At 68.8% G+C, this 14,104-nt stretch carries 15 protein-coding genes and 1 tRNA gene; 2 read left to right on the forward strand and 14 right to left on the reverse strand.

Annotated features, from left to right (window positions below):
• Window positions 1-36 precede the first annotated feature (36 nt).
• Window positions 37-636 (forward strand): OmpW family protein, encoded by a 600-nt coding sequence (locus tag ASF45_RS30050; protein WP_056672387.1) that lies wholly within the window; start codon window positions 37-39, stop codon window positions 634-636.
• Here ASF45_RS30050 and ASF45_RS30055 read toward each other — a convergent pair.
• Genes ASF45_RS30055 through ASF45_RS30080 form a run of 6 tightly spaced genes read right to left on the reverse strand, consistent with a single transcriptional unit; the run spans window position 633 to window position 7,087 of the window.
• On the reverse strand, window positions 633-1,934 hold the full coding sequence (locus tag ASF45_RS30055) for a tetratricopeptide repeat protein (RefSeq protein WP_056672389.1): 1,302 nt from the start codon (window positions 1,932-1,934) through the stop codon (window positions 633-635). The genes ASF45_RS30050 and ASF45_RS30055 overlap by 4 nt on opposite strands.
• Window positions 1,935-1,944: 10 nt before the next feature.
• Entirely contained in the window at window positions 1,945-3,432 is a 1,488-nt protein-coding gene (locus ASF45_RS30060) for an ABC transporter substrate-binding protein (RefSeq protein WP_056672391.1), read from the reverse strand.
• A gap of 46 nt (window positions 3,433-3,478) precedes the next feature.
• Window positions 3,479-4,288, reverse strand: coding sequence for an ATP-binding cassette domain-containing protein (locus ASF45_RS30065; RefSeq protein ID WP_056672393.1), 810 nt, complete (start codon window positions 4,286-4,288; stop codon window positions 3,479-3,481).
• Window positions 4,285-5,271 carry an ABC transporter ATP-binding protein gene (locus tag ASF45_RS30070; RefSeq protein ID WP_056672395.1) on the reverse strand — a complete coding sequence of 329 codons (987 nt, stop codon included), beginning with the start codon at window positions 5,269-5,271 and terminating at the stop codon, window positions 4,285-4,287. Before ASF45_RS30070 ends, ASF45_RS30065 begins: the two co-directional genes overlap by 4 nt.
• Window positions 5,268-6,131, reverse strand: coding sequence for an ABC transporter permease (locus ASF45_RS30075; protein ID WP_056672397.1), 864 nt, complete (start codon window positions 6,129-6,131; stop codon window positions 5,268-5,270). The genes ASF45_RS30070 and ASF45_RS30075 overlap by 4 nt, the downstream gene beginning before the upstream one ends.
• Entirely contained in the window at window positions 6,128-7,087 is a 960-nt protein-coding gene (locus ASF45_RS30080; RefSeq protein WP_056672854.1) for an ABC transporter permease, read from the reverse strand. The genes ASF45_RS30075 and ASF45_RS30080 overlap by 4 nt, the downstream gene beginning before the upstream one ends.
• 98 nt (window positions 7,088-7,185) lie before the next feature.
• Here ASF45_RS30080 and ASF45_RS30085 point away from each other — a divergent pair, with 98 nt between their 5' ends.
• Window positions 7,186-7,461 (forward strand): YfhL family 4Fe-4S dicluster ferredoxin, encoded by a 276-nt coding sequence (locus tag ASF45_RS30085; RefSeq protein WP_056672399.1) that lies wholly within the window; start codon window positions 7,186-7,188, stop codon window positions 7,459-7,461.
• On the opposite strand, the gene pth is transcribed toward ASF45_RS30085, so the two are convergent.
• From pth to ASF45_RS30125, 8 genes are all read right to left on the reverse strand, one after another.
• Window positions 7,452-8,087, reverse strand: a complete 636-nt coding sequence (gene pth, locus ASF45_RS30090; protein ID WP_056672401.1) for an aminoacyl-tRNA hydrolase — start codon at window positions 8,085-8,087, stop codon at window positions 7,452-7,454. The genes ASF45_RS30085 and pth overlap by 10 nt on opposite strands.
• A gap of 8 nt (window positions 8,088-8,095) precedes the next feature.
• Complete coding sequence (locus tag ASF45_RS30095; protein ID WP_056672403.1) at window positions 8,096-9,064, reverse strand: tripartite tricarboxylate transporter substrate binding protein; 969 nt, start codon at window positions 9,062-9,064, stop codon at window positions 8,096-8,098.
• Window positions 9,065-9,135: 71 nt separating this feature from the next.
• Window positions 9,136-9,762 carry a 50S ribosomal protein L25/general stress protein Ctc gene (locus ASF45_RS30100; RefSeq protein ID WP_056672405.1) on the reverse strand — a complete coding sequence of 209 codons (627 nt, stop codon included), beginning with the start codon at window positions 9,760-9,762 and terminating at the stop codon, window positions 9,136-9,138.
• Between the two features lie 99 nt (window positions 9,763-9,861).
• Window positions 9,862-10,836: a ribose-phosphate pyrophosphokinase gene (locus ASF45_RS30105; protein ID WP_056672407.1), complete on the reverse strand. Its 975-nt coding sequence runs from the start codon at window positions 10,834-10,836 to the stop codon at window positions 9,862-9,864.
• Between the two features lie 65 nt (window positions 10,837-10,901).
• Window positions 10,902-10,978, reverse strand: a tRNA-Gln gene (locus ASF45_RS30110).
• Between the two features lie 30 nt (window positions 10,979-11,008).
• The gene (gene ispE / locus ASF45_RS30115) at window positions 11,009-11,851 is read right to left on the reverse strand and encodes a 4-(cytidine 5'-diphospho)-2-C-methyl-D-erythritol kinase (protein ID WP_056672409.1); all 843 of its coding nucleotides are present in this window, start codon (window positions 11,849-11,851) and stop codon (window positions 11,009-11,011) included.
• Window positions 11,848-12,342 (reverse strand): outer membrane lipoprotein LolB, encoded by a 495-nt coding sequence (locus ASF45_RS30120; protein ID WP_056672411.1) that lies wholly within the window; start codon window positions 12,340-12,342, stop codon window positions 11,848-11,850. Before ASF45_RS30120 ends, ispE begins: the two co-directional genes overlap by 4 nt.
• Window positions 12,339-14,096 (reverse strand): tetratricopeptide repeat protein, encoded by a 1,758-nt coding sequence (locus ASF45_RS30125; RefSeq protein WP_056672413.1) that lies wholly within the window; start codon window positions 14,094-14,096, stop codon window positions 12,339-12,341. Before ASF45_RS30125 ends, ASF45_RS30120 begins: the two co-directional genes overlap by 4 nt.
• Between the last annotated feature and the right edge of the window lie 8 nt (window positions 14,097-14,104).

The raw sequence follows: 14,104 nt of genomic DNA on the forward strand, positions 1-14,104 counted from the left end.
CGGGAGTGTTCCCGGACCGATGACAGAGAAAAGACCATGAACAAGCAATTGATCGCCGCGGCCGTGCTGGGCCTGGCGGTGGCCGCCCCCGCAATCGCACAAAGCACCGCGACCGGCCCCTGGCAGGTGCGCGTGCGCGCCGTGCACCTGAACAGCGACAACGGCGACAGCACGGGCCTGGGCTTGTCCATCAACAACAAGACCATCCCCGAAGTCGACATCAGCTATTTCTTCACGCCCAACATCGCCGCCGAGCTGGTGCTGACGATCCCGCAGAAGCACGACCTGCGTTCCAATGGCACCACCATCGGCACGCTGCGCCACCTGCCGCCCACGCTGACGGCGCAGTACCACTTCAACCCGACCGGCAGTGTGCGGCCCTATGTGGGTGCCGGCATCAACTACACGCGCTTCAGCTCGGTGCACCTGCCGGCCGGCGTGGGCATCGACCGCAGCAGCTTTGGCGGCGCGCTGCAGCTGGGTGTGGACATTCCGCTGCCTTACAAGAACCTGGTGCTGAACTTCGACATCAAGAAGGTCTGGCTGGGCACGGACGTGAAGGTCGCGGGCACCAAGGTCGGTCAGTTCGATGTCGACCCGGTGCTGTTCGGCGTGGGCCTGGGCTGGCGCTTCTAGGCAAGGCCCAGGGCGAGGGCCAGCGACCGGCCCTGGCGCTGCAGCCGGCGCGAGGCCGGCAGGACGCGCGCCTGCTGCTGCACAAGGTTCTGCGCCTCGGCCAGCTGGCCGCCGCGTGCGAGCGCGTCGATGTAGATCTGCTGGAACAGGTCGCGCTGCGCGTGGCTGCCGCCGATCTCGCGCAGCCGTGGCAAGGCGAGTGCGAGCGCGCGTGCCGACTCGGCATGCCGGCCGCGCGCATGGGCCAGGAGTCCTTGCGCGGCGGGCAGGGCGATCTCTCGCCAGGTGCGGTCAGCGGACGCGCGCTGCGCGAGGTTGGCCAGCAACTGGTCGGCCTCGGGCCGGCCGGCACGTGCCAGGCCGTAGAGGTACTGCAGATCCAGGAAGGCCAGCACCTGGTCGGCCACGCGCGGGGCCAGCCAGGTCGCCAGCTCCTGCCAACGTGCGCCCACGTTGGCGCCGGCCAGTTCCAGCCGCGCGAGCAGCGAAACCGCGTTGATCTGGTCCTGCGAATAGGCCGGCAGCACGCCCCAGACCTGCTCGTCGTACAGCCGCAGCGCGTCGTCGAACTGTTCCAGTTCGATCGCGAACAACGCGGCATGCCACCAGTTGTGCGTGCGCATGAAGGAGTTGAGGCCCCGCCAATGCGGAGCCATCTCGGCCATGAATTGCTGGCCTTCCACGATGCGGCCCTCGGTCAGCATCACGTGCGCGAGCGCGTGGTGCGCCCAGGGCTCGCCGGGTTCGCCTGCGAGTGCTTGGCGGGCGGCGTCTTCGGCCTCGTCCAGGAAGTGGCACTGCTCCCAGCCGAAGGCCAGCATGCCATGCAGCTGCGGCACTTCGCCGGCGGCCGGTAGCACGGCGCGCGCGAGCCGCAGCATGCCGGGCGCGTCGCCACGGTTGAACAGGTGGTACTGGCCGAGCTTGACGGAGACCAGGTCGCGCGGACATTCGACGGCCTGTTCTTCGTGCAGCGTGATGGCGCGGGCGATGTCGCCGGCCACCCAGGCCGCGATGGCGGCCACGAAGCGCTGTTCGCGCGGCGTGGCCCGTGAAGCTGCGGCTTGCGCGCGCTCCACGTGCGGCCTGGCGGCAGCTGGCGCGCCGGGCGTCTCGGCGAACATCTGCAGCGCTGCGGCGTAGGCCTGCACGAGCGCGGCGGACTCGCTGTCCGCGATCTCCAGCAGCGCCACCGCGCGTGGCTCGTAGCGCAGCAGGCCCTGCACGAAGTCGTCGACGCGCGCGAGGCTCGCCGTGTCGTCCAACGTGACCGGGTTGCCCAGGCTGTCGACGGGCATGCCGGTCAGCTCAACCCCAGGACAGGGCGCCGAGGTCGTTGGCGAAGATCGGCAGGGCGGTCCACAGGCCCTTGACGTTCTTCTTCGCGATCGTCGGGAACTGGGGCTGGTACAGGAAGCCGTTGGCCGCGTCCGTGGCCAGCAGGCGCTGGGCGTCGCCGAGCAGCTTGTTGCGCTCGGCCAGGTTGCCCGTGGCCATGAGCTTGTCGTACAGCGCGCGGTACTCCTTGGAGTCGTAGCCCCAGTAGTAGTCCGGCTTGGCGTAGTTGTTGAGGTCGAAGGGCTCCACGTGCGAGACGATGGACAGGTCGAAGTTGAAGCCGCCGCCGTAGGTGCCCGACAGCCACTGCGCCCATTCCACGTTCTGCGTCTTCACGTTGATGCCGATCTTGGCCAGCTGCGCCGTGATGACCTCGCCGCCTTGGCGGGCGTAGGGCGGCGGCGGCAGCGTCATGGTCAGTTCGAGCGGGGTCTTGATGCCCGACTCGGCCATGAGCTTCTTCGCCTTCTCCAGGTCGAAGGGGTTGATGCCCGTGGTGTCCACGTAGCCGGGCGCGCCGGGCACGTAGTGGCTGCCGATGGGCGTGCCGAAGCCGTCGGCCGCGCCGTCGATCACGGCCTTGCGGTCGATCGCGGCCAGGATGGCGCGGCGCACACGCAGGTCCTTGAGCGGGCCGCGGCGGTGGTTGAAGGCCAGGATGGTCTTGGCGCGCGAGCCGGCCAGGATGGTCTGGAACTGCGGGTTGCCCTTGAACTGCGCGACCACGCGCGTGGCGATGCGCGGGAAGGCGTCCACGTCGCCGGCCAGCAGCGAGGCGGCCTGGGCGGCCGGGTCGGAGATGAAGCGAAAGCCGATGCGCGAGAGCTTGGCCGCGGCCGGGTTGCGGTAGGCCGGCCACTTGCGCAGCCACAGCGCCGAGCCCTTGTTGTAGCTCTCGAGCTGGTAGGGGCCGGTGCCGACCGGTTTGGCGGCGTTGGTGTCCACGCTCTTGGGCTCGACGATGACGGCCGTGGCCTGGCCCAGCGCGAACGGCAAGTCGGGGTCGATCTCCTTGTTCAGCAGCACCACGGTGTAGTCATCCACCACCTGCACCCCCAGGTTGGCGAAGGTGCGCTTGTCCTTGTTGGTGCTCTTCTCGCCGCCGGCGCGTTCGAACGCGAACTTGACGGTCTGGGCGTTGAAGGGCTCGCCGTTGTGGAACTTGACGTCCTTGCGCAGCCGAAAGGTGTAGGTCTTGAGGTCGGGCGAGACGTCCCAGCTTTCGGCCAGGAGCGGCACGACGCGGCCGTCGGGCTGGATCTTGGTCAGCGTCTCGTAGATGCTGTAGAGCGTGACCTCGGCGATCGAGGCGGCGGCGCTGACGGTCGGGTCCAGGCCCGTGGGCTCCAGCGTCATGCCGAGCACCATGGCGTCCTTGCGGTTCTGGGCGAAGGCCGGCAGCGCGGCGGTGAGGGCGCCGGCGAAGGGGGTGGTCAGGACAGTACGGCGGTTCAACATCTCTACGTCTCCCAAAGAACAAGCAGAAAAACCGGCGGACCATACCTCAAATCGGGCGCCGGTCCGGCGGCTCGGCACGCGGCACGGCCGCCAACAAGGCCTGGGTGTAGGGGTGCTCGGCGTGCTGGAACAGCTGCGCCGTCTCGCCGCGTTCGACGATGAGGCCGCGGTGCAGCACGCAGACCTCGTCGCACAGGTGGTGCACCACAGCGAGGTCGTGGCTGATCAGCAGGTAGCTCACGCCGTACTTCTCGCGCAGATCCTGCATGAGGTTGAGCACCTGGGCCTGCACCGAGACGTCGAGCGCGCTGACGGGCTCGTCGGCGACGATGAGCTTGGGCCGCGTGATCAGTGCGCGGGCGATCGCGATGCGCTGACGCTGGCCGCCCGAGAACTCGTGCGGGTACTTGTCCAGGTCGGTGCTGCGCAGGCCCACGGCGGCCAGCATCTCGCCCGCGAGTGCGCGCTGTTCCTGCCGGCCCGAGTCGGCCAGTGCGGCCAGCGGCTCGGCGACGATACGGGCCACGGTCTGGCGCGGGTCCAGCGAACCGTAGGGGTCCTGGAACACCATCTGGAAATCGCGCCGCGCGGCCTTGAGCGCCTGCTCGTCGAGCGTGTGCAAATCCTTGCCCAGCAGGCGCACGCTGCCGCTGGTCGGGCGGTCCAGCGCCATGATCAGGCGTGCGATGGTGGACTTGCCCGAGCCCGACTCGCCCACGATGCCGAGGCTGCGGCCGGCCTGCAGCGCGAAGCTCACGCCGTTGAGCGCGCGCACCATGGGTGGCGGGCCGAACAGGCGCTCGCGCGGCATCGCGTAGTGGCGCACGAGGTCCTGCACTTCGAGCAAGGCTGTCATGCCGCCACTCCCGCGATCTCGGGCAGCCGGATGCAGCGCACGGCATGGTCGTGCGGCAGCAGCGTAGGCGGCGGCACCGTGGCGTGGCAGTCGGGCACGGTGTGGGCGCAGCGGCCGGCGAACGGGCAGCCGGGCGGCAGGTCCACGAGCTCGGGCACGCTGCCCGCAATGGTCGCCAGCCGATGGCCCTTGGCTGCGCCCAGCGCGGGCCGGGCCGCGAACAGGCCCTGCGTGTAGGGGTGGGCGCGTTCGGCGAACACGGCGGCCGTGGGCCCGCTCTCGACCACGCTGCCGCCGTACATGACCAGCATGCGCGAGACGGTCTGCGCGATCACGCCAAGGTCGTGCGAGATCAGGATCAGCGCCATGCCGCGCTCGGCCACGAGTTCGGCCAGCAGGTCGAGGATCTGCTTCTGGATCGTCACGTCCAGCGCCGTCGTGGGCTCGTCGGCGATCAGCAGGTCGGGCCCGCAGGCCAGCGCCATGGCGATCATGATGCGCTGCCGCTGGCCGCCCGAGAACTGGTGCGGGTAGGCGTCCAGGCGCTGCGCCGCGTCGGGGATGCCCACGCGGTCGAGCAGGGCCAGGGCCTCGCGCCGTGCGTCGGCCTTGGACAGGCCGCGGTGCAGCCGCAGCGGCTCGGCCACCTGGCGCGCGATGGTGTGCACCGGGTTCAGCGCCGTCATGGGCTCCTGGAAGATCATGCCGATGCGGTTGCCGCGGATCTTGCACATCGCGGACTCGGGCAGGCCCACGAGTTCCTGGCCGCCGAAGCGGATGCTGCCGCCCACGCGCGCGTTGGCGGGCAACAGGCCCATCAGCGACATCACGGTGATGGACTTGCCGCAGCCCGATTCGCCGACGATGCCCAGCGTCTCGCCGCGCGCGAGGTCGAAGGACAGGCCGCGCACGGCGTCGGCCGGCCCGCGCTGCGTGGTCAGGCCGATGCGCAGGTCACGCACCTGGAGCAGAGGTTCACTCATCTTGCGCGGGCCAATCTTGGGTCGAGCAGGTCGCGCAGACCGTCGCCCAGCATGTTGAGCCCCAGCACGGCCAGCGCGATCGCCAGGCCCGGGAACACCGCCAGCAGCGGCTGCTGGAACATCAGGGTCTGCGCCTCGCTGAGCATGCGGCCCCAGGAGGGCTGCGGCGGCTGCGTTCCAAGGCCCAGGTAGGACAGCGCGGCCTCGGCCAGGATCGCGATGGCGAAGCGGATCGTGCTCTGCACGATCAGCGCGGCCGAGATGTTGGGCAGCACGTGCTGGAAGGTGATGGCCCAGGCGCCCTTGCCGCAGGCGCGCGCAGCGGTCACGTACTCGCGCGCCCAGACCGCCTTGGCCGAGCCGCGGGCGATGCGCGCGAACATCGGGATGTTGTAGATGCCGATGGCGACGATGGCGTTGACGATGCCCGGCCCGAACACCGCCGTCAGCATGATGGCCGACAGGATGGCCGGAAAGGCCAGCGAGAAGTCTGCGAGCCGCATGATGGCCTCTTCGACCCAGCCGCGCCGCGCGGCGGCCAGCAGGCCCAGCGCCGTGCCGGCGACGAGGCCGATGCCGACCGCGATCACGCCCACGAGGATGGAGGCACGCGCGCCCACGAGCAGCAGCGAGGCCACATCGCGGCCGAAGGCGTCCGTGCCCAGCCAGTGGCTGGCCGTGGGGCCTTGCAGCTTGTTGGCCATGTCCATCTCGAGCGGCGCCCAGGGCGTCCAGAGGTAGGAGAGCAGGGCGGCTGCGAGCAGCAGCGCGGTGAGCACGGCGCCGATGACGAAGCTGCGGTGGCGCAGCGCGCGCGACCAGAAGCCGGGGGCTTGGGCAACAGGGAGGACGGCGCTCATATGTCGGACGCCTTCAGGCGCGGGTCGATCACGGCGTAGAGCAGGTCGACCACGAAGTTCACGATGACCACCATGGCCGCCAGCAGCATCACGCAGTTGCGCACCACGATCAGGTCGCGGTTGGCGATGGACTGGAAGATCAGCCGGCCCAGGCCCGGCAGGTAGAACACGTTCTCGACCACGATGGTGCCGGCCATGAGTTCGGCGAACTGCATGCCCATGACCGTGATGACGGGGATCAGCGCGTTGCGCAGCACATGGCCCCAGAGCACGGCGCGCTGGCGCAGGCCCTTGGCGCGCGCGGTGCGCACGAAGTCCTCACGCATGACCTCGAGCACGGCCGAGCGCGTGATGCGCGCGAGGATGGCGGCCTGCACCACGGCCAGCGAAAGGGCGGGCAACACCAGTGCCTTGAGGCCTTGCCACAGGCCGTCCAGGCCTTCGCCCCAGCCGTCGAAGCCGCCGGCCGAGAACCATTGCAGCTTCACCGAGAACAGCAGGATCAACAGGATCGCGAACCAGAAGTTCGGGATCGCGATGCCGACCTGGGTCAGGCCCATGAGCCCCACGTCGCCGATCTGGTTGTGGCGCGATGCGGCGGTCACGCCCACGATCAAGGCCAGCACGGTCGTCAGCAGCATGGCGATGATGGCCAGCGGCATGGTCAGCGCCAGGCGTTCGAGGATCAGGTCCAGCACGGGCGAACCGTAGGCGTGGCTGTCGCCCAGGTTGCCGGTGACGAGGCCGCCCATCCATTGCCAGTAGCGTGTCCAGGCCGGCAGGTCCAGGCCCAGCTTGGCGGCGAGTTCGGCCACGGCCTCGGGCGAGGCGTCCGGGCCCAGCAGGATCTGCGCGGCGTTGCCGGGCAGGATGTCGAGCACCAGGAAGACGATGACCGAGGCGCCGATCAGCGTCGCGACCAGGGTGGCGAAGCGCTTGGCGAGGAACAGGCTCATGGTGCGCCGCTCGGTGTGATGGGCCTTGGGCCTGGTGTGGGGCGGGTCATCGTCGGCCGCCATGATAGCCATGGCGGCGCGGGCAGGATAATCGGGCCATGGCCCTGACCATCACCGATGAGTGCATCAACTGCGACGTGTGCGAGCCCGAGTGCCCGAACGACGCCATTTCCATGGGCGAGGCGTTCTACCAGATCGCGCCCGACCGCTGCACCGAGTGCGTGGGCCACTTCGACGAGCCGCAGTGCGTGCAGATCTGCCCCGTGGCCTGCATCCCGGTGCACCCGGACTTCGTGGAGAGCAAGGAAAGCCTGTGGGCCAAGTACCGCAGGCTGCAGGCCGAGGCCGGCAAGCCCGCGGTCGATCAGGCCTGAGAGGACGTTGCCGGCGCCGGCGGCTCCTGCCGCGGTGGCTTGGGCCGCGGTGGCTTGCTGGTGTGGATCTGCATCATGGCCTGCGTGAAGTCGCCCGCCACCAGCAGCGGCAGCGCGCGCACCGAGCGCTGGATGCATTCGTCGATCGCGTCGCGGTGCTCGGCCATGGGCTTCTTGAGCACCCAGCTCAGCACCTGGTCTTTGGCACCCGGATGGCCGATGCCCAGGCGCAGCCGCCAGTAGTTGGGCGAGCCCAACTGCGCATGGATGTCGCGCAGGCCGTTGTGGCCCGCGTGGCTGCCGCCCTGCTTGAGCTTGACCTGGCCCGGCACGATGTCCAGTTCGTCGTGCGCGACCAGCACCTCCTCGGGCGCGATCTTGAAGAAGCGCGCGAGCGCGGCGACCGACTTGCCCGACAGGTTCATGAAGGTCTGCGGCTCCAGCAGCCACAGTGTCTGGCCCTGGAACTGCGCACGCGCCGCGAGGCCGAAGTAGCTTTTCTCGGGCACGAGCGACACCTTGAGCTCGCGCGCGAGCGCGTCGATGAACCAGAAGCCGGCGTTGTGCCGGGTCTGTTCGTAATCAGAGCCCGGGTTGCCCAGGCCGACGAAAAGCTTGATCCCCATGGCCTGGATTATTCCGCCGAGATCTTGGCGGCGCGGATGATGAGGCCGTTGGCCTCGTGCTCGGCTGCAATCACGCGCGCGAACTCGGCCGCCGTGCCGCCCGTGGGCAGGTTGTCGGTGGCCTGCAGCTTGGCGCGCAGGTCGGGCGTGGCCAGGGCCTTGTTGATCTCGGCGTTGTAGCGCGCGAGCAGCGCGGCCGGGAGCCCCGCGGGCGCGAAGATGCCGAACTGCGAGGACAGGTTGGCGGGCGGCACGCCGAGCTCGGCCAGCGTGGGCACCTGGGGCAGGCTGTCCAGCCGCGCGGGCGAACCCACGGCCAGCGGGCGCAGCTTGCCGGCCCGGATGTGGTTGGCCAATGCCGGTCCGGCGTTGGTCGACAGGATCTCGAACTGGCCGCCCAGCGCGTCGTTGAGCTGCTGGCCACCGCCCTTGTAGGGAATGTGCGTGATGTCCACACCGGTGACGGCGCGCAGTTGCGCCAGCATGATGTGGCCCAGCGAGGCCTGGCCCGAGGTGGCCCAGCGCACGGCGCCGGGCTGGCTGCGTGCCTGTGCGAGCAGGGCCTTGAAGTCGGCCGCGGTGCAGGCCGGCGTGGCGGCCAGCACCACGGGCGAGACCATCACGCTGGCCACGGGCGCGATGTCCTTGAGCGGGTCGAACGGCGACTTGCCCAGATGCGGGCTCAGCACCAGCGGACTGACGGCCGAGAAGCCCAGCGTCGCGCCATCGGGCGCGGCCTTGGCCACCATGTCCATGCCGATCGTGCCGCTGGCGCCGGCCTTGTTCTCGATGATGACGGTCGTACCCAGCTGGGCGGCCAGCTTGTCGGCCAGTGCGCGCGCCACCACGTCGGACACGCCACCGGCCGGGTAGGCCACGACAATGCGCACGGTGGACGGAATGCTCTGTGCAAGGCTGGCCAGGGGCAGTGCGGCCAGTGCGCCCAGCACGCTGCGGCGGGACACGGGATGGTTCATGGGTCGAAGGTGGGCGGATGCGGAAATGAAAACGGCCCGCCGAGGCGGGCCGTCGTGGCGAAGCGCAGAGCTTACTTCTTGCCCTTGCCCTTGGCAGGAGCGGCCGGGGCAGCTGCCACCGGTGCCACTTCTTCTTCGACCACGGGTGCGGTGGCCGAAGCCAGCACCGGGGCCTTGCGGCCGTGGCTGACCCACTTCACGCCCTTGGGCAGCTTGATGTCGTTCAGCGTGACGGTGCCGTTGTTCTTCAGGCCCGACAGGTCGACTTCGATGAACTCGGGCAGGTCGGCCGGCAGGCTGTTCAGCTCGAGTTCGGTCGTCACGTGGTTGACCAGGTTGTGGTCCAGCTTGACGGCGTCGGACTCTTCCTCGCCCTTGAAGTGCACGGGCACCTTCTTGTTCAGGCGGGTCTTGGCATCGACGCGTTGGAAGTCGATGTGCAGCACCAGCTGGCGGAACGGGTGCATCTGCACGTCGCGCAGCAGGACCTTGCTGACCTGGCCGGCCACTTCCATCTCCAGCACGGAGGAATGGAAGGCTTCCTTCTTGAGGGCGTGCCACAGTGCGTTGTGGTCCAGCTCGACGAGCTGGGGCTCGGCGGCGCCGCCGTAGACGATGCCGGGGGTCCGGCCGGTGATGCGGAGACGGCGGCTCGCACCCGTGCCCTGCTTGGCGCGCTCAAAAGCGACGAATTTCATGGTGAACTCCTGTGGGAGCGGGCCGCGACCAGCCTGCGCTCCTGTTGAAAAAACGCCGCCACGCACAAGGCGAGGCGGCGTCCGCTTGATGTTCCCGGCTTAGAACAGGTTGTCCTGATCCGAGAACAGACTCATGACCGACTCGCCCTTGGCAATGCGCTGGATCGTCTCGGCGATCAGCGGTGCCACGGTGAGCTGGCGAATCTTCTTGCAGCCCGCGGCGGATTCGCTGAGCGGGATGGTGTTGGTGACGACAACCTCGTCCAGGGCAGAGCCCTGGGTGATGCGCTCGATGGCCGGGCCCGAGAAGATCGGGTGCGTGCAATAGGCGTAGACCTTCTTGGCGCCGCGCTCTTTGAGCACCTCGGCCGCCTTCACGAGCGTGCCGGCGGTGTCGATCATGTCGTCCATGATCACGCAGTTGCGGCCTTCGATCTCGCCGATCACGTGCATGACTTCGCTGACGTTGGCCTTGGGGCGGCGCTTGTCGATGATGGCCATGTCGCAGCCCAGCTGCTTGGCCAGCGCACGTGCGCGCACCACGCCGCCCACGTCGGGCGAGACCACGATCAGGTCTTCGTAGTTCTTTTGGCGCAGGTCGCCCAGCAGCACGGGCGAGGCGTAGATGTTGTCGACGGGGATGTCGAAGAAGCCCTGGATCTGGTCGGCGTGCAGGTCCATGGTCAGCACGCGGTCGACACCGGCGGACTGCAGCATGTTGGCGACGACCTTGGCCGTGATCGGCACGCGGGCCGAACGCGGGCGGCGGTCCTGGCGGGCGTAGCCGAAGTAGGGGATGACGGCGCTGATGCGCTCGGCCGAGGCGCGCTTGAGCGCGTCGACCATGATCAGCAGTTCCATCAGGTTGTCGTTGGTCGGCGCGCAGGTGCTCTGCACCACGAAGACGTCGCGGGCACGGACGTTCTGGTTGATCTCGACCGTGACCTCGCCGTCGGAGAAGCGGCCGACGCTGGCAGCGCCCAGCGTGATGCCGAGGTGGTGCGCGATCTCAGCGGCCATACCGGGATTGGCATTGCCGGTGAAGATCATGAAATCGGGATGGAGGGCCTGCATCACGTGCCTCGGCTGAGTTCGCCAGAAAAAACAAAGGGCCTGTATCTCAGGCCCGACTTGTCAGGTGGCAGGGGAAGAAGGATTCGAACCTTCGCATGCTGGAATCAAAATCCAGTGCCTTAACCAACTTGGCGACTCCCCTACACAGGTGTCCGGCAAAGCCGTCCACCGTTCAATTGTCTCCGGACGCCCACCCCGCCAAAGGATGGACTTCCATGTTGCTGCAAATCCGTGTTTGCCAACCCTGTGGAGCGATCGGTTGAGCGTCGCCATCCCAGAGTGCAAACACTGCGCTTCCAGAGCCCGTCATTCTGCCATTTTTTCCGTGTGCCGAGAGCCACTGGAGGGCATCTGCGACATCCGTACTCAGAGCTTGAGCGACGTCCTGCAAATCGTTTTTACCGAAGTAAAAGGGCTGTGCAGCGAAGCCATCGACTATAGCACGATCTGAATCACGCTTCAATGATGAGGACCCAAAAATTTTTGCAGTCTCCAACCCTTGGGGTGGTTTGACCACCAGGAAGCGCGCCGGTGGAATGTCCACGGGTTGCATGGATTCGCCGATGCCTTCGACCCATGCGTTGCGGCCATAGAGGAAGAAGGGCACGTCCGCGCCCAGCGTCAGGCCGATGGCAGAGAGTTGCTGCAGGCTGAAGTTCAGCCCCCACAGCCGGTTCAGCGCGAGCAGGCAGCTCGCGGCGTCCGAGGAGCCGCCGCCCATGCCGGCCTGCGCGGGCACCCGCTTGAGCACGCCGATGTGTGCGCCGAGCCGCGTGCCGCTGGCCTGCTGCAGCGCGCGCGCTGCGCGCAGCGTGAGGTCGTCGGCCGGCAGCGCGGGGCCGAGGTCTTCGCGGCTCAGCTGGCCGTCGGTGCGCAGTTCGAAGTGCAGCGTGTCGTGCCAGTCGATCAGCATGAAGACCGACTGCAGCAGGTGGTAGCCGTCCGCGCGCCGGCCCGTGATGTGCAGGAACAGGTTGAGCTTGGCCGGCGCCGCGACCTCGTACAGCGCCTTCATGGCAACTGCAGCACGATGCGCAGTTCGGCCGTGGGCAGCGGCGCGCTGCGGCGCGCGATGAGACGCCCATCGGCGATGCGCGACAGGTCGGCCTGCCAACCCGGCACATCGGCCGGCTGGCCGTCCAGCCAGGCGAACAGCGCAGGCAACGGCAGCGCCGTGCCCGTGGCCTCCTGGGTCAGTGCGTCGATCGACGGGTACTGGCGGCGCTGGCCGTCGGCCTGGAGCTCGGCCATGCCGGGCGCCCAGCGCAGCTGCGCGAGCGTGGCACCGAGCGGCGAGTACAGCGAAAGCTCGCCGGCCTGCGGCGCGCCGCGCAGCTCGAAGCCGGCCGAGAAAGACTGGGGCTTGTCGCCATCGACCTGCAGGCCGAGCCTGCCGTTCCAGTAAGGCTGGCCTGCCGTGTCGGGCGCACGGGGCGGCAGGGCGCAGGCGCTCAGTCCCAGCGCGGCCGCCAGCAGCAGCGCACGCCGCGCCAGCATCCCACTCATTGCAGCCCAGGCACGCGCAGGCGCTTGAGCGTGGTGCGCAGGGTTTCGTTGTCGGCGTTCAGGCCCAGGCCTTCGCGCCAGATGGCGATGGCGCGATCGCGCTGGCCGCCGGCCCACAGCACCTCGCCCAGGTGGGCGGCGATCTCGGCATCGGGCTTGGCCTGGAAGGCCTGCAAGAGGATCTTCTCGGCTTCCGCCCGGTTGCCCAGGCGGAACTCCACCCAGCCCAGGCTGTCGGCGATGAAGGGGTCGTTCGGCACGATCTCCAGGGCTTTCTGGATCAGGCGCTTGGCCTCGTCCAGCCGCACGTTGCGATCGGCCAGCGAATAGCCCAGTGCGTTGTAGGCGTGGTGGTAGTCCGGCCGCAGCTCGATCAGCCGACGCAACAGGCGCTCCATCTCGTCCAGGCGCGAAAGCCTCTCGGCCACCATGGCCTGCTCGTAGAGCAGGTCGGTGTCGTTCGGCTCGCGCTCCAGCGCCTGCTGCAGGCGGTCGTAGGCCTCCTGGTAGCGCTTGGCATCGCGCAGCAGCTGCACCTCGGCGTTGAGCTTGGCGCGGGCCTCGGCTTCGTTGCGTTCGGGCAGGCCGCGGATCAGCGCGCGTGCCTCGTCGAACCTGCCCTGGCGCGCGAGCAGCGAGGCGCGGCGGTTCTGCGCCGCGAGCATTTCCTCGGCGTTGTCGATGCGGCCCAGCCAGCCCTCTGCGGCGGCGAAGTCCTTGCGCTTCTCGGCGGCCTGCGCCAGCACCAGGTAGGCTTGGTTCATGGCGCGCTTGCGTTGCTCGCTCTCGGGCAGTGGCTGTGCGAGCGCGAGAAAGCGCTTGAGCGACGCCTCGGCCTGCTCGGGGCGGCTGTCCTGCACCTGCACCGAGCCCAGCACGAGCCAGCCGTCCGGAAACTCGGGGTAGCGTGTGGTCAGCTGCTCCAGCTGCGTCGCCGCTTCGGCGTAGCGCATCTCGTCGAGCAGGCCGCGGGCATAGGCCAGCTGCATCTCGGGCGAGGGGCTGGCCTGCAGCTGGCGCTTGACGATCTCCTCGGCCTGCGGCTGGCTGCGGCCGAACAACTCCAGCGCCAGGATGGCCGGGGCCTGCGCGCCGGGCTCGATCTCCTGCCCGCTGCGGGCGGCTTCCAGCGCACCGGGCGCGTCGCCTGCCAGCAGGCGCATGCGGCCCAGGGTGGCCCAGGCCGATGCACCCGTGGTCTGGTCCTGCAGGTAGCCCTGCAGCGACTGCTCGACGGCCTGCAGCGCGAGCTTCTTGTCGGGCACGCGGCCGTACACGCGTGGCACGGCCAGGATGGCGGCATTGCGCTCCATTGGTGGGCTGCTCGCGATCTCGCTGCGCAGCGGTTCGACGGATTCCAGCACCCGGTTGGCCGCGACCAGGATCTGCAGCAGGAACCGGTTGGCCTCGCGCGACTGCGGCAGGGTGTCGCGCCAGGCACGCGCTGCACGCAGCGCGGCGTCGGGCGAACGCGACTGCAGCGCCAACTCGACCGCGCGCTGGAACAGCTGCGGGTCCTTGGCCTTGATGGCCGCATCGAGGATCAGCGCGTAGCCGGTCGCACGCTCGCCGCCGGAGGCGTTCATCTCGCCCAGCAGTAGCTCGTAGAACAGTTCCGCGGTCAATGCGGATGGGGTGGAGGGTGGTGCTTCGCCGTCGGTGGCGGAAGGTGCTTGCGCATGCGCCGGCAGCAGGCCCAGCAGCAATGTCAGCGAGACAAGACCACGGGCGGCCGGTCGCAGGAGACGCTTCATCGGCCCAT

The organism is Pseudorhodoferax sp. Leaf265 (genome assembly GCF_001422365.1).
In the GTDB taxonomy this organism is placed as follows: domain Bacteria; phylum Pseudomonadota; class Gammaproteobacteria; order Burkholderiales; family Burkholderiaceae_C; genus Pseudorhodoferax.

Coding starts and splice junctions, on each gene's coding strand:
- ASF45_RS30060 (WP_056672391.1), bottom strand. CDS start 3,432: ATGTTGAACCGCCGTACTGTCCTGACCACCCCCTTCGCCGGCGCCCTC.
- ASF45_RS30070 (WP_056672395.1), bottom strand. CDS start 5,271: ATGAGTGAACCTCTGCTCCAGGTGCGTGACCTGCGCATCGGCCTGACC.
- ASF45_RS30055 (WP_056672389.1), bottom strand. CDS start 1,934: ATGCCCGTCGACAGCCTGGGCAACCCGGTCACGTTGGACGACACGGCG.
- ASF45_RS30125 (WP_056672413.1), bottom strand. CDS start 14,096: ATGAAGCGTCTCCTGCGACCGGCCGCCCGTGGTCTTGTCTCGCTGACA.
- ASF45_RS30095 (WP_056672403.1), bottom strand. CDS start 9,064: ATGAACCATCCCGTGTCCCGCCGCAGCGTGCTGGGCGCACTGGCCGCA.
- ASF45_RS30100 (WP_056672405.1), bottom strand. CDS start 9,762: ATGAAATTCGTCGCTTTTGAGCGCGCCAAGCAGGGCACGGGTGCGAGC.
- ispE (WP_056672409.1), bottom strand. CDS start 11,851: ATGAAGGCGCTGTACGAGGTCGCGGCGCCGGCCAAGCTCAACCTGTTC.
- ASF45_RS30105 (WP_056672407.1), bottom strand. CDS start 10,836: ATGCAGGCCCTCCATCCCGATTTCATGATCTTCACCGGCAATGCCAAT.
- ASF45_RS30085 (WP_056672399.1), top strand. CDS start 7,186: ATGGCCCTGACCATCACCGATGAGTGCATCAACTGCGACGTGTGCGAG.
- ASF45_RS30075 (WP_056672397.1), bottom strand. CDS start 6,131: ATGAGCGCCGTCCTCCCTGTTGCCCAAGCCCCCGGCTTCTGGTCGCGC.
- ASF45_RS30050 (WP_056672387.1), top strand. CDS start 37: ATGAACAAGCAATTGATCGCCGCGGCCGTGCTGGGCCTGGCGGTGGCC.
- ASF45_RS30120 (WP_056672411.1), bottom strand. CDS start 12,342: ATGAGTGGGATGCTGGCGCGGCGTGCGCTGCTGCTGGCGGCCGCGCTG.
- ASF45_RS30080 (WP_056672854.1), bottom strand. CDS start 7,087: ATGAGCCTGTTCCTCGCCAAGCGCTTCGCCACCCTGGTCGCGACGCTG.
- ASF45_RS30065 (WP_056672393.1), bottom strand. CDS start 4,288: ATGACAGCCTTGCTCGAAGTGCAGGACCTCGTGCGCCACTACGCGATG.
- pth (WP_056672401.1), bottom strand. CDS start 8,087: ATGGGGATCAAGCTTTTCGTCGGCCTGGGCAACCCGGGCTCTGATTAC.